The 20755-nt window shown below is 72.4% G+C and carries 23 protein-coding genes and 1 pseudogene; 12 read left to right on the top strand and 12 right to left on the bottom strand.

From position 1 onward, the window contains the following. Together ACJ73U_RS31555 and ACJ73U_RS31550 are read left to right on the top strand one after the other, a co-directional pair. A partial coding sequence (locus ACJ73U_RS31555; RefSeq protein WP_407781379.1) for an aldo/keto reductase occupies nt 1-621 on the top strand: 621 nt, incomplete at its 5' end. Then, nucleotides 618-1511, top strand: coding sequence for an LLM class flavin-dependent oxidoreductase (locus ACJ73U_RS31550; protein WP_407781378.1), 894 nt, complete (start codon nt 618-620; stop codon nt 1509-1511). The genes ACJ73U_RS31555 and ACJ73U_RS31550, both read left to right, overlap by 4 nt. Here the strand turns inward: ACJ73U_RS31550 and ACJ73U_RS31545 are convergent. The 5 genes from ACJ73U_RS31545 to ACJ73U_RS31525 all read right to left on the bottom strand — a co-directional run bounded on the left by ACJ73U_RS31545 (nt 1465) and on the right by ACJ73U_RS31525 (nt 6349). Next, entirely contained in the window at nt 1465-3054 is a 1590-nt protein-coding gene (locus tag ACJ73U_RS31545) for an ABC-F family ATP-binding cassette domain-containing protein (protein WP_407781377.1), read from the bottom strand. The two genes, ACJ73U_RS31550 and ACJ73U_RS31545, sit on opposite strands and share 47 nt — an antisense overlap. Before the next feature lie 178 nt (nt 3055-3232). Then, nucleotides 3233-3883 (bottom strand): enoyl-CoA hydratase-related protein, encoded by a 651-nt coding sequence (locus ACJ73U_RS31540; RefSeq protein WP_407781376.1) that lies wholly within the window; start codon nt 3881-3883, stop codon nt 3233-3235. Nucleotides 3884-3907: 24 nt separating this feature from the next. Continuing rightward, nucleotides 3908-4765 carry an aminoglycoside phosphotransferase family protein gene (locus tag ACJ73U_RS31535; RefSeq protein ID WP_407781382.1) on the bottom strand — a complete coding sequence of 286 codons (858 nt, stop codon included), beginning with the start codon at nt 4763-4765 and terminating at the stop codon, nt 3908-3910. A gap of 28 nt (nt 4766-4793) precedes the next feature. Continuing rightward, nucleotides 4794-5543, bottom strand: a complete 750-nt coding sequence (locus ACJ73U_RS31530; protein WP_407781375.1) for a copper homeostasis protein CutC — start codon at nt 5541-5543, stop codon at nt 4794-4796. Between the two features lie 59 nt (nt 5544-5602). Beyond that, the gene (locus tag ACJ73U_RS31525) at nt 5603-6349 is read right to left on the bottom strand and encodes a DUF6597 domain-containing transcriptional factor (protein ID WP_407781374.1); all 747 of its coding nucleotides are present in this window, start codon (nt 6347-6349) and stop codon (nt 5603-5605) included. Nucleotides 6350-6417: 68 nt separating this feature from the next. Here ACJ73U_RS31525 and ACJ73U_RS31520 point away from each other — a divergent pair, with 68 nt between their 5' ends. The 3 genes from ACJ73U_RS31520 (at nt 6418) to ACJ73U_RS31510 (ending at nt 8708) form a co-directional block, all read left to right on the top strand. Then, nucleotides 6418-7002 (top strand): TIGR03086 family metal-binding protein, encoded by a 585-nt coding sequence (locus ACJ73U_RS31520; RefSeq protein ID WP_407781373.1) that lies wholly within the window; start codon nt 6418-6420, stop codon nt 7000-7002. Nucleotides 7003-7104: 102 nt separating this feature from the next. Then, nucleotides 7105-7506: a YciI family protein gene (locus ACJ73U_RS31515; protein ID WP_407781381.1), complete on the top strand. Its 402-nt coding sequence runs from the start codon at nt 7105-7107 to the stop codon at nt 7504-7506. After that, nucleotides 7503-8708 carry an RNA polymerase sigma factor gene (locus ACJ73U_RS31510; RefSeq protein ID WP_407781372.1) on the top strand — a complete coding sequence of 402 codons (1206 nt, stop codon included), beginning with the start codon at nt 7503-7505 and terminating at the stop codon, nt 8706-8708. The genes ACJ73U_RS31515 and ACJ73U_RS31510 overlap by 4 nt, the downstream gene beginning before the upstream one ends. A 71-nt stretch (nt 8709-8779) precedes the next feature. Here the strand turns inward: ACJ73U_RS31510 and ACJ73U_RS31505 are convergent, their stop codons facing one another. Then, nucleotides 8780-9829 carry an aldo/keto reductase gene (locus ACJ73U_RS31505; RefSeq protein WP_407781371.1) on the bottom strand — a complete coding sequence of 350 codons (1050 nt, stop codon included), beginning with the start codon at nt 9827-9829 and terminating at the stop codon, nt 8780-8782. 87 nt (nt 9830-9916) lie between these two features. Next, complete coding sequence (locus tag ACJ73U_RS31500; RefSeq protein ID WP_407781370.1) at nt 9917-10438, bottom strand: YceI family protein; 522 nt, start codon at nt 10436-10438, stop codon at nt 9917-9919. Between the two features lie 149 nt (nt 10439-10587). On the opposite strand from ACJ73U_RS31500, the gene ACJ73U_RS31495 reads away from it, so the two are divergent. Then, nucleotides 10588-11712, top strand: coding sequence for a sensor histidine kinase (locus tag ACJ73U_RS31495; protein ID WP_407781369.1), 1125 nt, complete (start codon nt 10588-10590; stop codon nt 11710-11712). Further along, nucleotides 11709-12365: a response regulator gene (locus ACJ73U_RS31490; RefSeq protein WP_407781368.1), complete on the top strand. Its 657-nt coding sequence runs from the start codon at nt 11709-11711 to the stop codon at nt 12363-12365. The genes ACJ73U_RS31495 and ACJ73U_RS31490 overlap by 4 nt, the downstream gene beginning before the upstream one ends. A gap of 47 nt (nt 12366-12412) precedes the next feature. Here ACJ73U_RS31490 and ACJ73U_RS31485 read toward each other — a convergent pair whose 3' ends face one another. Both ACJ73U_RS31485 and ACJ73U_RS31480 read right to left on the bottom strand, forming a co-directional pair. Beyond that, entirely contained in the window at nt 12413-13417 is a 1005-nt protein-coding gene (locus ACJ73U_RS31485) for a glycerophosphodiester phosphodiesterase family protein (protein WP_407781380.1), read from the bottom strand. Further along, nucleotides 13403-14446, bottom strand: a pseudogene (locus tag ACJ73U_RS31480) (glycerophosphodiester phosphodiesterase family protein); the annotation flags it as partial. The pseudogene ACJ73U_RS31480 and the gene ACJ73U_RS31485, both read right to left, overlap by 15 nt. Before the next feature lie 96 nt (nt 14447-14542). On the opposite strand from ACJ73U_RS31480, the gene ACJ73U_RS31475 reads away from it, so the two are divergent. Continuing rightward, entirely contained in the window at nt 14543-15319 is a 777-nt protein-coding gene (locus ACJ73U_RS31475; RefSeq protein ID WP_407781367.1) for an SGNH/GDSL hydrolase family protein, read from the top strand. 53 nt (nt 15320-15372) lie between these two features. Here ACJ73U_RS31475 and ACJ73U_RS31470 read toward each other — a convergent pair whose 3' ends face one another. Further along, entirely contained in the window at nt 15373-16392 is a 1020-nt protein-coding gene (locus ACJ73U_RS31470) for a serine hydrolase (protein WP_407781366.1), read from the bottom strand. Between the two features lie 23 nt (nt 16393-16415). On the opposite strand from ACJ73U_RS31470, the gene ACJ73U_RS31465 reads away from it, so the two are divergent. Both ACJ73U_RS31465 and ACJ73U_RS31460 read left to right on the top strand, forming a co-directional pair. Further along, entirely contained in the window at nt 16416-17174 is a 759-nt protein-coding gene (locus tag ACJ73U_RS31465) for a pentapeptide repeat-containing protein (RefSeq protein ID WP_407781365.1), read from the top strand. Between the two features lie 80 nt (nt 17175-17254). Beyond that, nucleotides 17255-18025 (top strand): SGNH/GDSL hydrolase family protein, encoded by a 771-nt coding sequence (locus tag ACJ73U_RS31460; RefSeq protein ID WP_407781364.1) that lies wholly within the window; start codon nt 17255-17257, stop codon nt 18023-18025. Here the strand turns inward: ACJ73U_RS31460 and ACJ73U_RS31455 are convergent. Together ACJ73U_RS31455 and ACJ73U_RS31450 are read right to left on the bottom strand one after the other, a co-directional pair. Continuing rightward, nucleotides 18022-19188 carry a glycosyltransferase gene (locus tag ACJ73U_RS31455; protein ID WP_407781363.1) on the bottom strand — a complete coding sequence of 389 codons (1167 nt, stop codon included), beginning with the start codon at nt 19186-19188 and terminating at the stop codon, nt 18022-18024. The two genes, ACJ73U_RS31460 and ACJ73U_RS31455, sit on opposite strands and share 4 nt — an antisense overlap. Continuing rightward, entirely contained in the window at nt 19185-19379 is a 195-nt protein-coding gene (locus ACJ73U_RS31450) for a hypothetical protein (RefSeq protein WP_407781362.1), read from the bottom strand. The genes ACJ73U_RS31455 and ACJ73U_RS31450 overlap by 4 nt, the downstream gene beginning before the upstream one ends. Nucleotides 19380-19734: 355 nt before the next feature. Here ACJ73U_RS31450 and ACJ73U_RS31445 point away from each other — a divergent pair, with 355 nt between their 5' ends. Continuing rightward, entirely contained in the window at nt 19735-20133 is a 399-nt protein-coding gene (locus ACJ73U_RS31445) for an Lsr2 family protein (RefSeq protein ID WP_407781361.1), read from the top strand. 109 nt (nt 20134-20242) lie between these two features. After that, nucleotides 20243-20755: alpha/beta fold hydrolase (locus ACJ73U_RS31440; protein ID WP_407781360.1), on the top strand; the 513-nt coding region annotated here is incomplete at its 3' end.

Here is a 20755-nt window from a genome sequence, read left to right as displayed (position 1 = left end):
GCGCTGACCGACCTGCAGCGGGCCGGCAAGATCCGCTACTTCGGCACCTCGACCTACCCCGCCTACCGCATCGTCGAGGCCCAGTGGGCCGCCCGGGAGAACCACCTGGGCCGCTACACCACCGAGCAGCCCGGCTACTCCATCCTGCAGCGCGCGATCGAGCGCGACGTCCTGCCGGTGACCGAGCAGTACGGGCTGGGCGTGCTGGTCTGGAGCCCGCTGGCCGGCGGCTGGCTGTCGGGCGCGATCCGCGCGGGTCGCGAGGTCACGACGAACCGGGCGACGATCATGCCGCAGCGCTTCGATCCCGCCGTGCCGGCCAACCGGGCCAAGATGGACGCCGTCGAGCGGCTCGCGAAGGTCGCCGACCAGGCCGGCCTGACGCTGATCCAGCTCGCGCTCGGCTTCGTCACCGCGCACCCCGGCGTGACCAGCGCGATCATCGGCCCGCGCACCGTGGACCACCTGACCTCGCAGCTGGCCGCCGCGGACACCGTGCTCACCGCCGACGTCCTCGACGCGATCGATGCGGTCGTCGCCCCGGGGGTCGACCTGGCCCCGGAGGAGAAGTACGACACCCCGCCCGCCCTGCTCGACCCGGCACTGCGGCGGCGCTCGTGACCACGCCGCGGTTCGGCATCATGACGGCCCCGCAGCAGGTCGGCTACCCCGACGTCCTGCGCGTGTGGCAGGAGGCCGACGCGATCCCGGCGATCGAGCACGCGTGGCTGTTCGACCACCTCATGCCGATCGCCGGCGACCTCGACGGGCCGGCGTTCGAGGGCTGGACCCTGCTCGCCGCCCTCGCCGCGCGCACCGAACGGCTGCGGCTCGGGCTGATGGTGACCAGCAACCGCTTCCGGCCGCCGGCGGTGCTCGCCAAGATCGCCGCGACCGTCGACGCCGTGTCCGGCGGCCGGCTCGAGTTCGGCATCGGCGCGGGCTCGCGGCCGGACCTGCCGATGGCCCGGCGCGAGTACGCGGCACACGGCCTGCCCTTCCACGACGCCGCGCACGCGACCGGCAGCCTCGCCGAGGCGTGCACGATCATCCGGCGACTGTGGACCGAGCCGGCGCCGTTCGACTTCGACGGCACCTACCACCAGCTGACCGGCGCGTTCTGCAACCCCAAGCCCGTGCAGCGACCGCACCCGCCGATCGTGGTCGGGGGACGCGCCGGCGCGACGCTGCGCGTGGCCGCCGAGCACGCGGACGTGTGCAACATCCCCGGCCGCGACATCGCCGACGCCGCCCGGCGCAGCGCCGTCCTGGACGGCTTCTGCGCGGAGATCGGCCGCGACCCGGCGTCGATCGACCGGTCGATCGTCCTGCCCGTCGCCTACGACCGGCCCGATGACACGCGGACGGCGATCGGTGCGGCCGTCGACGCCGGCTTCACGCACCTCGTCCTGTCGCTGCCCGCGCCCTATCCCGAGCACGTCGCCCGGTGGGTCGCCGACGAGTTCATCTCTCCGTCAGCACTCCGTCCGCGAGGGACAGCCACCGGGTGATCCCGATGTCGGCCAGGAACCGGTCGTCGTGGCTGACGACCACGAAGGCGCCCTGGTAGGCGTGCAACGCGCTGGTCAGCTGTCCGACGCTCACCAGGTCGAGGTTGTTCGTCGGCTCGTCCAGCAGCAGGAGCTGCGGCGCCGGCTCGGCACGCAGCACGCACAGCAGCGTCGCCCGCAGCCGTTCGCCGCCCGACAGCACGCCGACCGGCAGCTGGGCGCGTTCCTCCGGGAACAGGAACCGTGCCAGCAGGTGCATGGTCTCCGTCGCGCCGAGCGCGGGTGCGCACGCGCGCAGGTTCTCCAGCGTGCTGCGGGCCGGGTCCAGCAGGTCCAGCCGCTGTGACAGGTAGGCGATCCGGCCCTCGGCGCGGTTCATCAGCCCGCCCTCGGGTGCCAGGTCGCCGCTGACCACCCGCAGCAGCGTGGACTTGCCGACTCCGTTGGCGCCGAGCAGGGCGATCCGCTCCGGCCCGCGGATCGCGAGGTTCAGGTCCGCGAACAGGTCCCGCACCCGGATCCGCTCGCCGTGGAAGACCGTCCGTCCCGCCGGGACGGTCGTGTCGGGCAGCGACAGCGAGAGCGCGTCGTCCTCGCGGAGGGCCCGGTCCGCCTCGGCGAGCCGCGCCTTCGCGCCGTCGACCCGTTGCGAGTGCAGGTCGTTCGCCCGGCCGGCGGACTCCTGGGCGCGGCGCTGCAGCATGCCGCGCACGATCCGCGGGATGTCGGTGTTGGTGCGGGCCGCGTTGCCGGCCCGCTTCTGCGCGCGTTCCCGCGCCTGCTGCAGCTCCCGTTTCCCGCGCTTCAGCTCCTGCTCGGCGCTGCGGTAGTTCTTCTCGGCGACCTCGCGTGCCGCCTGCCTGGCCGCGTCGAACGCGGAGAAGTTCCCGCCGAAGAAGGTGATCCCGTCGCGGTCCAGCTCCGCGATGCGGTCCATGCGGTCCAGCAGCGTGCGGTCGTGGCTCACCAGCAGCAGGCAGCCCTTCCAGTCGCCGAGCACGTCGTGGAGCCGGCGCCGCGCGGCGCGGTCGAGGTTGTTGGTCGGCTCGTCGAGCAGCAGCACGTCCGGCTGCTTCAACAGTTGCGCGGCCAACCCGAGCGAGACGACCTGCCCGCCGCTGAGTGTGCCGAGTGGACGGTCGAGCGCGACGTCGCCGAGCCCGAGCCGGTCGAGCTGGGCGCGGGCGCGTTCCTCGATGTCCCAGTCGTTCCCGACGACCGCGAAGTTCTCCTCGCGCGCGTCGCCGGCCTCGATGGCGGCCAGCGCGGCGACGACCGGGGCGATCTCCAGCACCTCGGCGACGGTCAGCGACGCCGTGAGCGGCAGCGTCTGCGGCAGGTACGCGAGCTGCCCCTCCACGGCGACGTCGCCGGCGTCGGGCGTCAGCTCACCGGCGACCAGGCGGAGCAGCGTGCTCTTGCCGGCGCCGTTGGGTGCGACGAGACCGGTGCGCCCGGCGCCGGCGGAGAAGGACAGGTCGGTGAAGACGGCGGTGCCGTCCGGCCAGGAGAAGGACAGGTTCGAACAGACGATCGTGGACATGTGGTGGCTTTCGCGGATCCGCGGGCGTGCGTCAGCCGCCCGAGAGGGGCAGGAGAACGAAGGCACGACAAGGAGCGGTGCCGATCAGCACCGCCTGTCGGTCCGGGCTTCACCCGGAGACGTCGTCCTCGGCCACCATGTGCGGATTCCCTTCGTCATCGTCGAAGATAGCCGGGCTCTAGCCTTCGCGCAGTGCCGCCAGGGGCGCGCTGTACATCTGGGTCTTGATGGCCGCGAGGGTCTGCGGGTTCTTGCCGGTGAGCGCGCGGGCGCGGTCGAGTGCCCTCGGCAGCACGTCCTCCTCCGGGACGGCCTCGTCGACGAGGCCCGCCGCCGCGGCGTCCGTGCCGCCGAAGCGGCGGCCCGTGGTCATGGCCTCGTGCGCGGTGGCCGGGGTGAGCCGGCTCTGGATCAACGCGGCCATGCCGGGGGTGAACGGGATGTTGATGTCCACCTCCGGGAGGCAGAAGAAGCCGCGGTCCGCACGCATCACGCGGAAGTCGTGCGCCAGCGCGAACATGGCGCCCGCGGCGAACACGTGCCCCGGGATCGCGGCGACGGTCGGGGTCGGGAACGCCAGCACCCGGGCCAGGAGTGCCTGCACGTCGGCCACGTAGGTCTGCAACGCCTCACCGTGTTGGCCGAGCCAGTCGAGGTCGAGGCCGTTGGAGTAGATGCGGCTGCTCGCCGTGGTGACGAGCGGCGCCGGCGCGCGCTCGACCTCGTCGAGCGCGGTGTTCGTGGCGGCGAGCCAGTCCGGGTGGAACCGGTTCTCGCCGTCGCCGAGGTCGAGCACGTAGACATCGCCCTCGTGTTTGAGTGTCGGCATGCGCCAACGATACTGGTCGGTAACTTAGTCGGCCAGGATCTCGTCGAGCACGTGCCGGGCGTTCGCGGCGAGCACCGGGTTCGTGTGCTGGTAGTAGGGCAGCTGGATCACCGCGATCGACAGCGCCCAGCCCCGGCCGCGCCGCCAGGTGTCGTCGTCGGTGCCGAGCGCGTCCCGGAAGGCCCTCCTGGCGGGCGCCGGCAACAGGTTCCACGCGACGATCAGGTCGACGGTCGGGTCGCCGACGCCGGCGGCACCCCAGTCGATCACCGCGGTGAGCCGGCCGTCGCGGACCAGCAGGTTGCCGGGTGAGAGGTCGGCATGCGCCCAGGCGGGCGGACCGTCCCACGGCGGGACGCGCAGGGCGTCGACCCAGACCTCGGTCACCGCGGTGGCGTCGACGAGCCCTCGGGACGCGGCGATGGCGACCCGGGTCGGCTCGTCCCGGGTGGACAGCGGCGCGCCGCGGCCGGCTCGCGGCGCGCCGGCCGTGTCCACGCGCCGCAACGCGGTCACGAACGCGGCGAGGTCGTGCGCCAGCCCGGTGTCCGCCGTGGTGGGGTTCACGCCGGGCAGCCAGTGGCAGACGCTCCACGGGTACGGGTACTCGCCGGTGGGCGCGCCAACCGCGACCGGCGCCGGCACCGCGACGGGCAGGTGGGGTGCGAGCCGAGGCACCCACCGCTGCTCGGTGGCCACGTTCCCGGCCGCGCCCGCGATCCGCGGCAACCGCACGGCGAGGTCGTCGCCGAGCCGGAACATGGCGTTGTCGGTACCCGAGGAGACGACCGGCTCGACGGGCAGCCCGGCCCACGCCGGGAACTGCGCCGCGACCAGCCGCCGCACCAACTCGGCGTCGATGTCCGCCTCGTCCGCGTGCATCCTCACGCAGCCGATCATCCGGCGGCGGTCAACCGAGATACGGCTCCCGCACCGCGCAGAGGGCCGCCACCTCGACCGCGTCCGTCTCGAAGTGGTCGTGGCCGGCCGGGACGCCGACGCCCGCGTAGCTCACCTCGCCCGGCTGGGCGAGGTGAGCGGCAGCACCGGCCGGGCGGCGGGGTGCCGCGTGCAGGTCGCGCACCCCCGTGGCCCGCAGGACCGCGGCGGCGTTGGCGGCCCGCACCCCGCCGCACGCCATCACGGCCACGGCCGTCCGGCCGGCCAGTTCCCTGATCAGCGGCGCGCCGTCGAGCGCGGACCGGCGGCGGCCGGAGGTCAGCACCCGGGTGAAACCCAGCGCCGCCAGCCGGTCCAGGGCGCGCCGGGAGTCCGCGCTGACGTCGATGGCGCGGTGGAAGGTCGTGTGCAGGTCACCGGCGGCCTCGACGAATGCCGCGCACGCGTCGTGCACCGCGCCCTCCGCCGTCAGGGCGCCGACGACGACCCCGGCCGCGCCGTGCCGCCGCGCGAGGGCGATGTCCCGGACGATCAGGTCCAGCTCGTCGCGGGCGTAGGCGAAGTCGCCAGGCCGGGGCCGCACCAGGACGTGCACTTGGATCAGCTCGGCCGCGGCCTCGATGAGCGCGGCGCTGGGTGTGAGACCGCCGTCGGACAGGCCCGCGCACAACTCGACCCGTGCCGCCCCGGCCTCCGCCGCGACCCGGACGCCCTGGAGCGACTCCACGCTGATCTCGATGTTCGTCTCAGCAGCGTCCATCTCAGTCGCGTTCGTCTCAGCAGCGTTCATCAGTCGCCTTCGTCCGAGTCGCGTTCATCTCAGTACCGCTCCGCGTACCGGGTCGGCGGCTCGCCGAACATGTTCTTGAAGTCGCGGATGAAGTGGCCCTGGTCGGCGTAGCCGAGGTCGGCCGCGAGGGCCGCCCAGTCGATCTCGCCACCGGCCGCCATGCGCTCGGTCACCTCGCGCAGGCGGTACCGGCGGATCACCCACTTCGGCCCGATGCCGACGTACTCGGCGAACAGCCGCTGCAGTCCGCGGACGCCAACGCCGAGCCGGTCGGCCACCGTCTCCACCCTGGTCAGAGCCGGGTCGGCGGCGATCAGCGCGACCGCGCCGACGGCCTCGGCCGTCCTCGCGTCGGGTTCGGGCAGGTGGGCCAGCAGGAACTCCTCGGCGGCGTCCTTGTCCATGTCCACGTGCGCCGGCACGTCCCCGAACACCTCCGCGACCGGCACGACCCGGTCGGTGATGGTGGAGACGGGCGCGCCGAGGAACGGGCGGAAGCAGCCTGGCCGGAACGCGACGCCGAACACGTGGTTCACGCCCTCGAGGACCCTGGTCCGGAAGCCGCTGACCACGCCGTTGACGTCCGCGCGACCGTCGCCGAAGGACACGTGCACGTTCGGGTAGGGCACGATCTTCTGCCGGTAGGGCTCGGCGTAGTCCCAGTGGGCCTCCCAGTACCGCTCGACCCAGGGCGCCAACTCGGGCGACGGCTCGTGGTACGCGTGCCGCTGGTACCTGGTCCACGCTCCCCGCAGCTCACGCACGTCCCTCCCCACACCGGCGAGTGTAGGTCCGTCGCCTTTGTTCAATACGGCCTGGTGATCGCTCGCCTAGCGTCGCCGGCATGTCACACCTGTCTGACGCGGCCGGCGCCATGGCCGCGGTCGTGCGCACCATCACCGCCGACCAGCTCGCCGAACCGACACCGTGCGCGAAGTACGACGTGCGTGCGTTGCTCAACCACCTGCTCTTCTGGGGCCCGTCGCTGGCGGGTGCCGGCCGCAAGGAGGTCGTGGCGCCGCTGGCCGCCGCGGAGTCCGACGTGGACCTGACGACCGGCGACTGGCGCGCCGACCTGCTCGAGCTGCTCGACCGGATGGCGTCGGCGTGGGCACCGCGGTCGGCGTGGGAGGGCGTGACCGGTTTCGGGGAACCGCGGGAGATGCCCGCGGCGGTGATCGGCGACATGATCACCGGCGAGCTGGCCGTGCACGGCTGGGACCTCGCCGTCGCGACGGGCCAGCTCCTCGACCTGCCGGCCCCGCTGGTGGCGCACCTGTGGGAGTCGATGGCGGCCCCCGCGGCGCAGGGCCGGGAGATGGGCCTGTTCGGGCCGGAGGTCACGGTCCCCGCCGACGCCCCGACACTGGACCGCGTCCTCGGGCTGACCGGCCGCGACCCGGCGTGGACCCCGGTCCATGCTATGTGACGCCGATCACATTTGGAGCGAGCTGTCGAACTGTGGTGCGGTGGCCTCGACGTCCCGGCCGACAACACAGTCACACACCGCAGGAGACACACCGTGAAGTACATGATCCTCCACTACGCATCGCAGGCCGACTACGACGGGATGTCCGGCAAGGACAACGCGGTGGGCCGCGCCTGGACACCGGAGGAGGTCGCCGGGTTGGGTGAGTACATGGGCAAGTGGACGAACGAGCTGGTGGAGTCCGGCGAGTTCGTGGACGCGGCCGCGCTGGCCGGCCCGGTGCACACCCGCCGCGTCGGCCCCGGCGACCTGGTCACCGACGGCCCGTTCGCCGAGACGGCCGAGGTGGTCGTCGGTTACACGATCGTGGACTGCGCCGGCCTCGACCGGGCGACCGAGATCGCCGCGAAGCTGGGCGACGGCCCAGTGCCGGACTACGTGCGGACGCGCGCCTTCGCCGACGTCCGCCCGCTGATGAGTGGACTGGACGAGCTGTCGGCATGACCGTCCCGTTGGAGGGCCTGCTGCGCGACCTGGCGCCGCGGGCCCTCGGCGCGGTCGTCCGCCGGTACGGGCACTTCGACACCGCCGAGGACGCGGTGCAGGAGGCCATGATCGCCGCGGCCGAGCAGTGGCCGCGCGACGGCCTGCCGGACGACCCGAAGGCGTGGCTCATCGCGGTCTCGGCCCGCCGGCTCACCGACCTGTTGCGTGCCGAGCAGGCGCGGCAGCGCCGGGAGAACACGTGGAGGCTGCCCGCGGTCGCGCCGACCGAGGACGGCGACGACACGCTGATCCTGCTGTTCATGTGCTGCCACCCCGCGTTGCCGCCCGAGCAGCAGATCGCGTTGACGTTGCGGTCGGTCGGCGGCCTGACGACGCAGGAGATCGCGCGGGCGTTCCTCGTGCCGGAGGCGACGATGGCGCAGCGGATCAGCCGTGCCAAGCAACGGGTCCGCGCCAGCGGGGTGCCGTTCCGGCTGCCGCCGGACCGGACGTCGCGACTGGCCGCGGTGCTGCACGTGCTGTACCTGATCTTCACGGAGGGGTACGCGAGCACGGCCGGACCGCACGCGTACCGGGCCGAACTGTCCACCGAGGCGATACGGCTGACCCGGATCGTCCACCGGCTCCTGCCGCGCGACGGGGACGTCGCCGGGCTGCTGGCGCTGATGCTGCTGACCGACGCCCGCCGGCCCGCCCGCGTCGGGCCGGACGGGGCGTTGGTCCCCCTGGAGTCCCAGGACCGGTCGCTGTGGCGTGCCGATCTCATCGCGGAGGGGACCGAGCTGGTGACCGCGGCCATGTCGTCCGGTCCGTCCGGGCCCTACCAGCTGCAGGCCGCGATCGCCGCACTGCACGACGAGGCCCGCACCGCCGCGGACACGGACTGGCCGCAGATCGAGGCCCTGTACGGGGTGCTGCTCGCGCAGCGGCCCAACCCGATGACGGCGCTCAACCACGCGGTGGCGGCGGCCATGGCGCGCGGGCCGGCGGCGGGGCTCGCGCTCCTGTCCACCGTGGCCTCGGACAAGCGGTTGGCGACGCACCACCGGCTGCACGCCGTTCGCGCTCATCTGCTGGAGCTGTCCGGGGACGTGCCGGGCGCGCTGGCCGCGTACCGGCAGGCCGCGCGGCTCACGCGGTCCCTGCCGGAGCAGCGTTACCTGAACATGAAGGCCGCCGCGCTCGCCCAGCGCCACTGAGGAATGCCACCGAGGAATGCCACCGAGGAGTGCCGCTGAGAAGTGCCACTGAGAAGTGCCACTGAGGACGGTCAGGCGGCCGGGCGGTCCTCCGGCGTTCGGCGGCGCAGCCGCGCGTCGGTCAGCCACGGCGGGGACCAGGCGCCGTCCGCGCGGTAGAGGTCGGTGCCAGGTGGGACGATCTCGTCGAGCCGGTCCAGTGTGGCGTCGTCGAGCGTCAGGGACGCGCCCTCCAGGGTCGCGGTCAGGTGCGCCATCGTGCGCGGGCCGGTGATCACCGACGTGACGGCCGGGTGCGCGGCCGCGAACGCGACGGCCAGGTCCGGCAGGGTGACGCCGAGGTCGTCCGCCACCTCGACGAGCTGCTCCACGGCGTCGAGCTTGCGCCGCGTCGTCGGCAGCGACGGGTCGTACCGCTGCGGCTGCAGGGCCGCGCGGCCGCGGCTCATGTCGATCTCCTGGCCGCGGCGGATCTTCCCGGACAGGAAGCCCGCCGCGAGCGGGCTCCACGTCAGCACACCCATGCCGAGCCGCGCGCACGTCGGCAGCACCGACGTCTCGATTCCCCGTGCCAGCAACGAGTACGGCGGCTGTTCGGTGCGGAACCGGTGCAGCCCACGGCGTTCCGCGACGTGGTGGGCCTCCACGATGTCCGCCGGCGGGAACGTCGAGCAGCCGAACGCGCGGATCTTGCCCGCCCGCACGAGATCCGTCAGCACCGACAGCGTCTCCTCGATGTCGGTCGTGTAGTCCGGCCGGTGGATCTGGTACAGGTCGATCCAGTCGGTCCGCAGCCGCCGCAGGCTCCGCTCGACCTGGTAGGTGATCCAGCGCCGCGAGTTCCCGCCCCTGTTCGGGCCGTCGCCGTCGGGGAAGTGGACCTTCGTGGCGAGCACGACGTCCGCACGCCGCCCCTGCAGGGCCCTGCCGACGATCTCCTCCGACTCACCGGCCGAGTACATGTCGGCCGTGTCGACGAAGTTGATGCCCGCGTCGAGCGCGGCGTGGATGATCCGCACGCAGTCGTCGTGGTCGGTGTTGCCGATGGCACCGAACATCATCGTGCCGAGGCAGTGGATGCTCACCTCGATGCCGGTGCCACCCAGTACGCGATACCGCAACGTCTTCCTCCCCGGTGATTCGGTGTGCGGACGGTATCGGCTGGAGTCCGCTCCAGGTCAAGCGCCGGGTCAGGCATCGGCGGGGCGTCAGGCGTCGCCGGGGGCGGGGAGCTGGGTGGCGACCAGGGCCAGCGTGATCCGCAGGCGGCGGCCGGTCATGCCCTTCCCCGCGGTGATGCCCCACGCGAAGCGGTCCACCTCGGCGCGTGCGCGGAGCTGGAGGCGGTGGCCGAGCACCCGGATCTCGTCGATCCGCACGTCGAGCGGCTCGGTGCGGCCGCGGACGGTGAGCGTGCCGGCCAGCACCTCGTTCCGGTCGACGCCGTTGGCCACGAACGTGATCTCCGGGTGGCGCGCCGCGTCGAGGTACCGCGGCGAGCGGACGGTGTCGTCCCGGGCGGCGAGCCCGGTGTCGAAGCTGGTGGCGTCGATCGTGGCCCGGACCATGGACGCCTCGACGGGGTCGGCGACGTGCACGACGCCCTCGCGGAGGGTGAACGTGCCGCGAACGGGGGCGAGCCCGAAGAGGTGCCGCGTGGCGAACTCGATGGTCGACTCGCTCGGTTCGATGCGGTAGGCGCCGAGGGTGGGGGCTTCGATGGCGGTCATGGGAGGTTCCTTCCGGTGTCCGCTCCGGTGGTGCCGGCGGGGTGGCACAAGGTTCGCCGCCGGGACGCCGGACCACATCGACCGCCCGTCGAGATCGCATTCGACTTTGGTCGATGGTCCGCTGCTCGCCCGGCTCGTACGCTCGTCCCATGTCCTACCGGCAGATGTGCGGATCGCGGTTGTGGTTGACCACCGCGGCGATCGGCCTGGTCGTCGCCGCCATCGCCTACGGCGACTACACCGGCGGCACCCGTGGGACGAAGCTGGTCGCCGAGGTCGTCGCCGGCGTGGTCGGGCTCGCGCTGTTCCCGATGCTGTTCCGCCGGCCGCTGCGGGTCGGGCTGCCGCTCGTCGTGCTCGCGGTGGTCGCCGGGACCGCGACGCCGCTCTCGAACATCGCCGTGATCCACACCGCCCGGGTCCGGTCCCTGCCGGTCGCCATCGGGTTCGCACTGGCCGGGATCGTCGCGCACGCCGTGCGGTGGCGGTGGGCACCGATCAGCGGCATCTCCTATGCCTGGTACCTGACGCTGGTGGTCGTCCTGCACGCCGGCCTGGTCGGCTGGGGCGCGCTCGCGGCCGCGCGGGCCGCGGTGATCACGTCCCTGCGGGAACGCGCCGAGCGTGCCGAGGCCGAGCAGGGCCGGCGCGTGGCCGAGGCGCGGGCGGCCGAGCGGGCGACCATCGCGCGGGAGATGCACGACGTCCTCGCGCACCGGCTGTCGCTGCTCGCCACGTACGCCGGCGCCCTCGAGTACCGCCCCGACCAGGCACCGGAACGCCTGTCGCAGGCGGCCGGGATCATCCGGACCACGGTGCACCAGGCCCTGAACGAGCTGCGCGACGTGATCGCCCTGCTGCGGGACGACCCGGCCGACGACCTCGCACGCCCGGTGCCCGCGCTGTCCGACCTGCCGTCCCTGGTCGAGGAGTCCCGCTCGATCGGCACCCCGGTGGAGCTGCGTGACTCCGTCGGTGACGTGGAGGTGCCGGGCACGACCGGCCGGACCGCCTACCGGGTGGTGCAGGAGGCGCTGACCAACGCCCGCAAGCACGCCCCCGGCCAGCCGGTGCGCATCGCACTGGACGGCACGCCGGGCGCGCTGTTGACCATCGACGTGTCGAACCCGCTCGGCGCGGGGTCGCTCATCCCCGGGTCGGGCACCGGCCTGGTGGGCCTGACCGAGCGGGTACGGCTGGTCGGCGGGCAGCTGGACCACGGGACGACCGCGACGGAGTTCCGGGTGTCGGCGTCGCTACCGTGGCCGGCATGAGCGAGTCGCCGATACGGGTCCTGGTGGTCGACGACGACGCACTCGTGCGCTCGGGCCTCACCATGATGCTCGACGGCGCCGACGGCCTGCGGGTCGTCGGCGAGGCGGGCGACGGCGACCAGGTGCCGGCCGCGCTGGACGCTCACCCGACCGACGTCGTCCTGATGGACATCCGGATGCCCCGCGTGAACGGCATCGCGGCGACGGCACGGGCCCGAGCGCGGGCGAACCCGCCCGAGGTGATCGTGCTGACCACGTTCGACTCGGACGAGAACGTCCTGCGGGCCCTGCGCGCGGGTGCCAGCGGCTTCCTGCTGAAGGACGCGCCGCCGACCGAGATCGCCACCGCCATCCGCCGGGTGGCCGCCGGCGAGCCGATCCTGTCCCCACGCATCACCCGCCGCCTGATGGACCGCGCGGCGACCGAGGCCGGCGCGTACGCGAGGGCCCGCACCGCACTGGCGAACCTGTCGGCCCGCGAACACGACGTGGCGGTGGCGGTGGGCCAGGGCCGGACGAACGCGGAGATCGCCGCGGAACTGCACGTCAGCGTCGCGACGGTGAAAGCCCACATCACCAAGGTCCTGACGAAGCTGGACGCGGGCAACCGCACCCAGATCGCACTGCTGGTCCACGACGCCGGCCTGGTCTGACCCCGCGGGTCCCGCCTGCCGGACCCGCGGGGTGCTCGACCACCTGGCTACCGCAGCCCCGCCCGCCTGGCCACCGCCACCAACAGCTCGGGATCGTCCGAGATCAGGCCGTCGACGCCGAGTGCGATCACGCGGTCCATGGTCGCCTCGTCGTCCACGGTGTACGGCACGACCTTCAGGCCGTAGCGCTCCCGCAGCACCGGCACCGTCGGACCGGAGTAGTACGACGGGTCGGTGCGCAGGTACCAGTCGGGGTTGGCGACCGCGGCCTGGTTCGGGTCGTGGACCTGCCAGTTCGCCGACACGGTGGACGCACCGGCGGCGCGGGTCAGCTTGCCGAGGTCCCGGTAGTACCACCAGTCGAGCCCACCCGTCCACGGGCTCTTCACCGAGGGATCGCCGTACCTGGCCTGCAGCGAGCACTCGTCGGCGAGCGTCTGGCACTCGGCCGGGCCGTACTGCCACACCAGCGCGACCGTCTCGACCCGCGGGTTGAGCTGGCGCGCGTACCGGATCGTGCGCCAGTCGAACGACTGGATGGTGGTCCGCTTCTCCCAGCCGGCCAGGGCCCGCACGAGCTTCCGGGTGAACGTCCGGTAGTCCACGGTGTCCCGGACCAGCGGGCTGATCTTCGTCTCGATGTTCAGCCGGATGTCCGGCCGGGTCCGCGCGAGGTTCAGCACCTCCCGCAGCGTCGGGATCCTCTCCCCCGGCACCGCCACCTGGTTCGGGAACTCCGGCAGGGTCTTGGCACCGCAGTCGACGGTGCGCAACTGCGCCAGCGTCAGGTCGTGGATCAGCTTGCCCACATAGGGGAACGCCGGGTCGTTCGGCCGGACCGGTGCGGTGTCGACGCAGTGCGCGCCGTTGACCGCGCGGTCGTGGCTGACCACCAGGACGCCGTCCTTCGTGACGCCCGTGTCCAGCTCCAGCGTGGACACGTCGGGCATGCCGATGGCGTTGCGGAACGCGGCGAGCGTGTTCTCCGGCCGCACGGCCCGACCGCCCCGGTGCGCCTGGATGTCGAACGGCGAGGCGTGGACACGCGGCAACCTGAGGTGGTTCTCCGCGACGACCTGCCGCAGCCGGTCCGGGTAGTCGGAGATGATGCCGTCGACGCCGTCGGCCACGAGCTTGCGCATGGTCGGCAGGTCGTCGACCGTCCACGGCACGACCTTGATGCCGTTCTCGTGCGCGTGCTCGACCATGTCCGCGGTCACGTACGGGCGGTAGGTCGGGTCGGTCACCGTGCCGTTCTGCGGGAACCCGTGCACGGGCGAGAAGGTCGCGGCGCCGAACGACCTGATGGCCGCGATCGGGTCGCCACCGAAGTCGTCGATGTCCAGCCCGCCGAGCCACGGCGACCTGCCGGGCTGCCCGACCTGCAGGAAGTCGTAGTTCGTCAGGGCCACCAGCGGCAGCCGCGGCTCGACCTGCCGCATCCGGATCAGCGAGCCCCAGTCGAAGCTCTGGATGGTGACCCGGTCGAGGAACCCGGCCCTGCGGACCTCCTTCGCCGCGACCTGCACGAACTGCTCGCGCGGCGCGGTCTCGTTCGGCGCGCCGGCCTCGACCTTGGTCTCGACGTTCAGCTTCACGTCGTCCGCGTGATACCGCTTGACCAGGTCGAACACCTCGCTCAGCAGCGGCATCCGCGAGCCGGGCGTGAGCAGCTGCCGCGGGAAGTCGGGCAGGCGCTCGCTCCCGCAGTCGAGGGTGCGCACCTGGGCGAGCGTGAGGTCCTTGACGTACTTGCCGACGTAGGGGAACTGGGGGTCGCCGGGGGTGACCGGCGCGGTGTCGAGGCACTTGCTGCCCGTCACCTGGCGGTCGTGCGTGACGACGGCCTGGCCGTCCTTCGTGATCTGGATGTCCAGCTCGAGGGTGGACACGCCCATGCGCAGGCCGTTCCCGAAGGAGCTGAGCGTGCTCTCGGCGCGGTAGCCGAGGCCGCCGCGGTGCGCCTGGATGTCGAACGCACGGGCGCCGTGGCCGCGGTCCGCGACCGCGTTGCCGCCGGTGAGGAGTGTGCCGCTGATCAGGAGCAGGCCGGCGAGCGTGCCGGTCAATTGCCTTCTCATGAGCGCACATCGTTGTTCCGGGTCCGGGCGGCCCGGGGTGTGTGAGATTGACCAGAGGTGAACAACTGGTGTAGGGCGAACACTTATCGTGGACGGATGCTCTACCGCCGTTACGTCGCCCTGGGGGACAGCTGCGCCGAGGGCCTGGACGACCCGTACCCGGACGGCAGGACCTACCGGGGCTGGACCGACCTCACCGCCGCCGCGCTCGCGGCGGCGGAGCCGTCGCTGCAGTACGCCAACCTGGCGGTGCGTGGCCGGCGCCTCGACCAGATCCTCGCCGAGCAGGTGCCGCTGGCGGTCGCGCAACGCCCTGACCTGGTGACGTTGTTCGGCGGTGGCAACGACCTGCTGCAGTACCGCTACTCGTCGACGGCCCGGTCGCTGGACACCGCGGTCGCCGCGCTGGCGGAGGTCGCGCGCACGGTGGTGCTGTTCACGCTCCCCGACCTCGCGCGCCTGCCCGGGCTGCGCCGGCTGCGCACGCGGCTCAACCAGTTCAACGACCTGGTCGCGACGGTCGCCGCCCGCTACGGCACGGTGCTGGTCGACGTCCGCGAGGACCCGTACTGCGACGACGAGCGCCTGTACGGACCGGACCGGCTGCACCTCGGCGTGATCGGCCACCAGCGGGTCGCGGCGCACGTGCTCGACGCGCTGGACGTGCCGGCGGACCCGTCCTGGCTGTCCCCGCTGCCGCCGGCGGTGACCGATCCGTTATGGCGCAAGGCGTCGCGCCAGTGGGGGTGGGTGCGCCACCACGTCTACCCGGCGATACACGGCATCGTGCGCAACAAGCTCGTCGGGCGCCAGCCCGGCGACGGCTTCCTGCCGAAGCGCCCCGACCTCGCCCCCGTGGCCGAGCTGCCCTGAAGGCCCCTCGGGACGGTGACCGTCCCGAGGGGCACCTCCAGGGCATGGACCGGTCAGCCGCCGTTCGAGACGACGATCCCCGGCGCCGGGTACTTCTTCGTGGCCGCCTTGGCCTGCGGGGCCGGCGCGACGCCGTCGACCACGTCGACGAGCGCGCGGCCGAGCTCCTGGCGGGCCTTCAGCGCCGGGTGGGTCGCGCCGAAGTCCACGTCGTTGACCGTGGCGTCGCCGGCGAACGGACCACTGGCGAACAGCGAGTAGATCGCGCCCGGGGTGCCGTCGGCGGCGAAGACGACGCCGGCCTCGTTGCGGCCGCCGTCGTCGAACCAGCCGGCCTTCGTCCCGACCCGCAGGCGTTCGTCCGTGCGCAGCCTGAGCCGGATGCCGTCGGTGAACGCGGACGTCGAGCGGATGACGTTCAGCAGGTAGTCCGTCGACGTCGCCGACAGCAGCTCGCCCGCGACCAGCTTGGACAGCAGCGTGTGCGTCTCCCGCGGCGTGGTCTGGCCGAGGAAGAACCGGTTGGGGTTCGCCACGGGAACGACCTGCGTGGCGACGAAGCCCTTGTCACGCAGGATCTGGTTCAGCTCCGCCGCCGGGCAGACCAGCCCGCACAGGCGCACGGCCGTGTTGTCGGACACGCTGAGCAGGTTGGCCATGACGTGACCCAGCGTGATCGAGCTGGGGTACGCCCGGTCGAGGGCGAAGGTCCCGTCGATGTCCTGGATGACGATGCCGGCCGTGAGGTCGACCCGCTGGTCGAGCGTCAGCAGCCCCCGGTCGATCTTGTCGAGCACCGCGGTCGCGACCGCGAGCTTGTTCACGCTGTAGGCCTCGACGACCTTGTCGGCGTCCTGTTCCACGGCGGTGGTCCCACCGACCGTGATCAACGACGACCAGACCCCCTGTGCCTTCGCGACCTCGCGTGTGTACACCCGGGCGACCTTCCGCTCCGGGCTCGACGCGGTCCCCTGTGGAGCCTGCGCCGCATTGGCTCGCGCCGTGATGCCGACTGCCGCGGTGGCCGCCGCCGCGGTACCCAGTCCCAGCGCGGACCTTCGACTGAGTTTCACCGCGTCACGCTACCGTGGTGACCATGGACGCCCTGCGAGCTGACTGCACGAGCTGTTTCGGCTTGTGCTGTGTGGCGTCCGCGTTCGCGAAGTCCGCTGATTTCGCGCTGGACAAACCAACTGGTGTGCAATGTCCGAACCTCCTTGTGGACTTTCGGTGCGGGGTACACGACGTACTACGCGGGAGCGGCTTTCGGGGTTGCACCGTCTTCGACTGTCTCGGCGCGGGCCAGAAGGTCGCACAGGTGACCTACCGCGGCCGCGACTGGCGGTCGGCACCGGAGACCGCGGCGGAGATGTTCGAGGTCTACGGCGTGATGCGGCAGCTGCACGAGATTCTGTGGTATTTGCGGGAAGCGGCCGCGACCGAGTTGTTCGAGGAGGTCGACGGCCTCACCCGGGCGGATCCGGCCACCCTGGTTTCCGTGGACGTCGAGGCGCTTCGGGACCGGGTCCGCCCGGTGTTGACGCGGCACAGTGACGAACGTCGCGCGGGCATTTCCGGCAAGGAGGACCGCCGGGGCGCGGACCTCGTCGGCGCCAGGCTGCACGGGGCGCGGCTCCGCGGCGCCGACCTGCGCGGTGCGTACCTGATCGGCGCCGATCTCCGGGACGCCGACCTCCGCGACGCCGACCTCCTGGGCACCGACCTGCGCGACGCGAACCTCCGCGGCGCCGACCTCCGCGGCGCCCTGTTCCTGACCCAGTTCCAGCTGAACGCCGCCCAGGGCGACGCGCGAACGAGGTTCCCGGCGGCCCTTACCCGCCCGGCGCACTGGTAGTCCTCGGCAAACGAAGGTTCCCCAAGTCGATGCCGGGTGCTCACCGGCTGATCGACAGTTGTGCGAACAAGGCGCGGACCATGCCTTCTGTGCTGGTGGAAGCGGTGCCGACGGGGCTGGTACTCGCCGTGCTCGGCGACTCCGTCGGGGTTGGCATCGGGGATCCCGCACTCGGCGGGGGATGGCGCGGCTTCGGCCCGCTGCTGGCGGAGGCGTTGGGCGGCGCACGCCTGACCAACCTCGCCGTGAGCGGGTCGCGGGTCGGCGGTGTGCTGGAGAGACAACTGCCGGCGGCCCTCGCCGCGCGGCCGGACGTCGTCGTGTTGGTGGTGGGGATGAACGACACCATGCGGTCGGACTTCGACCCGCGCCGGCTGCACGCCGATCTGGACCACGTCGTCGGGGCGCTGGTGGCCGTGGGGTCCACTGTGATCACCGCGAAGTACCACGAGCACCACCGGGTTTTCCGGCTGCCCGGGCCGATCCGGCGGGCGCTGGCCAGCAGGATCGGGGCGCTCAACGAGATCCTGGACATCATCGGTGAGCGGCACGGCATCGGGGTGCTCGATCTCGGGGCCGTGCCGGGGATCTACGACCCCAGGGCGTGGGCGGTGGACCGGCTGCACCCCTCCGAGCTGGGCCACCGGCTGCTCGCGCGGGCCATCGCCGGTCAGCTCGCCGCCAGGGGCACGACCGTCCACAGCGAAGTGTCGCTCCAGTGCGCGGGCGGGCGGCACCCCGGGCGCATCGCCCGCTGGGGCTGGCTCCTCTTCAAAGGACTCCCCTGGCTCGTTCGCCGGGGCCGGGACCTCGTCCCCTATGCACTGTCGACCTTCGTCAGACGTGGCTAGGCCTCGTCCGGTGGAGCTTCGTGCGAGGTCCGCGCCCGGTCGACAGATACGGAAGTCCGGGGAGGCGGACCAGTGTGCAGGTCGAGCATCGCCGCGATGGTCGCCGACCACGGGAACCGCTCGGCCCGCGCCCGCGCCGCCGCCCGGCGCCACGGTTCCGGCCACGACAGGACCGTGCGCACCCCGTCGGCCAGGCCTTCCGGGGTCGCCGGTACCGCCACCCCCGCCCCAGGGGCCAGCAGCTCCGGCGCGCCACCGGTGACCGACGTGACCACGGGCGTGCCGCACGCCATCGCCTCGAGGATCGACAGTCCGAACGTCTCCGCCAGGCTCGGCGCGAAGGCCACGTCCGCCGCGGACAGCGCGCGGGCCAGCACCGCGCGGTCCGACACGTGGCCGTGGAACTCCACCGGCAGCCCGCGGGCCGACCGCCGCAGCGCCGCGTGCTCCGGGCCCTCGCCGTAGACGTCCAGGCGCACCAGCACCCCGGAGCCGGCCAGGTGCCGCACCGCGCCGATCACCGGCCGCGGGTTCTTCTCGTGCGACAGGCGCCCGGCGTACACGAGCCGGACGACCTCCGGCGGCGGCGCGGACCGCCGGGGTGCGAACGTGTCCAGGTCCACCCCGAGCGGGATGCGCCGCAGGGGAACCGGCAGGTCGGCGAACTCGCCCTCCCCGTACGCGGATGTGCACACCACCGTGTCGACGAGCGTGGCGATGGCCTTGTTCCAGGCACGCACCACCGGGGTCAGCACGTGCCCGGCGCCCGCCCGCCACAACCGCGGCACGCGGGCCTCGATCCACCGGTCCAGCCGCTCGTGCGAGAGCAGCACGCACCGCACGCCGTGTTCCCGCGCCCAGGCGGCGACGGGGAGCAGCGTCGTCTTGTCGGAAATCTCGATGGACAGGTCGGGCCCCAGCTCGGCCAGCTCGCGCTGGACCGAGGACGCGCGGAGCACCACGCGGTAGCCGCCGCTGACCGGCATCCCGGGCAGCGTGATCACCAGGCCGGCGTCCGTGCGGGTACGCGTGCGCCGCGGACCCGGTACCACCAGGACCCGCTCGTGGCCGGCCGCCACGTAGCCGCGGCCGAGGGTGTCCACGACCGTGCGCAGTCCCCCCGAGGTGGGGCTGTAGAAATTGGCCAGTTGAACGATCTTCATGGTGCCGGGGTGCCGTGCGCCGCTTCGGCGCGGGCCAGCGAGGTACGGTGTGTGAAGTAGCGGTGAAATCCCACGGTCACGTCGAGGTGGGTGGCCGGGTAGCGGAGCGCGGCGAGTACCAGGTCGAGCCGGCGCGGGCCGCTTCCCCAGATGATCGGGACCGCCGCCGGTAGCGCGAGGAACAGTCGCACCTGGCGGGCGGATTCGCCGTCAGTTCCATGTGGCGAGTAACGCAGAACTGCCTGAACAACGGCCCCTACCCCGGACTAATGGGACCTCACGCGATGGCGAACTCCAGTGCCGCTACACTGCGTAATCATCCCGGGGCTACGCTGAGTTGGCTGATCCTGTGCTTCCCGGGAGCGCGGAGATGTGGCTCTCATTTTCCCTCGCGGGCACGGGCAGTGTATGTGGGTTCCACACTGGACACACCGCCAAGTTTGGCGTTCTCACTTGCGCTTATGGCTGATTCAGCCGATTATTTGCAGAGCTGCGAACAACAAACCAGCGGGTATGCACGAATCGTGCACGGTCAGGAGCAGGTAGATGGCACAGCAAGTATTGGTTCAACTCGTCGACGATCTGGACGGCACGGCATCTTCGGATGTTTCGACCGTCTCGTTCAGTCTCGACGGGGTGACCTATGAGATCGACCTGTCGGAGGCGAACGCGGAACGGCTGCGTGGAAGCCTCAGCCAGTACGTCGAGTCGGCGCGACGTGTCGGCGGCCGGCTCAAGCGCGGTGGCAAGTCCGCGCAAAACGGCTCCGGCTCGTCCCAGGAAGCGGGACTGATCCGCGCGTGGGCGAACGAGAACGGATACGGCCTCTCGGGACGGGGCCGAATCCCCTCGCATGTCGTGGAGGCCTACAAGGAGGCGAAGGCGGCGGAGGAGGAGAAGGTGGCCAAGCCCGCCCCGAAGCGGCGCACCCGCGCCAAGAAGTAAAGCACGCGGCCCTCGGTGCCGGAGGCGGGGAGAAATTTCTCGTCCGGGATGTCGATCCACGCGGGACTGGTTCGACGTAGGGGTACAGCCAAGCGAAAGGGCAGTACTCATGGACAAGGTCACCTCCGCCGACGGCACCGAGATCGCCTACGAGTGGGTCGGCACGGGACCAGCCGTCGTGCTCGTGGGCGGCGCGTTCTGCGACCACAACGCCACGGCGGAGCTCGCCGGCGCACTGGCCGGGGAGTTCACGGCCGTCTCCTACGACCGGCGTGGCCGCGGCGAGAGCGGCGACACGCAGCCCTACGAGGTCCGGCGCGAGGTCGAGGACCTGACGGCGGTGATCGACGCGGTCGGCGGGCACGCGTTCGTGCACGGCATCTCGTCCGGCGCCGCGTTGTGCCTGGTCGCGGCGGCCGGCGGCGCGCCGGTCGACGCGGTCTCGGCCCTCGAACCGCCGTACCGGGTCGCGGCGGACGCCCCACCGGTGCCCGACGGCTACACGGCGACCCTCGTCGAGCTGACGTCGACGGGGCGCCGGGACGACGCCGTCGCGTACTTCATGACCGAGGCCGTCGGCCAGCCGCCCGAGGCGGTGGCGCAGGCCAGGAAGATGCCCATG

Source organism: Actinophytocola sp., from assembly GCF_045807065.1.
Taxonomy (GTDB): Bacteria; Actinomycetota; Actinomycetes; order Mycobacteriales; family Pseudonocardiaceae; genus Actinophytocola.
Note: the sequence above shows the minus strand (reverse complement) of the source record. Positions and strands in the feature narration are given on the sequence as shown.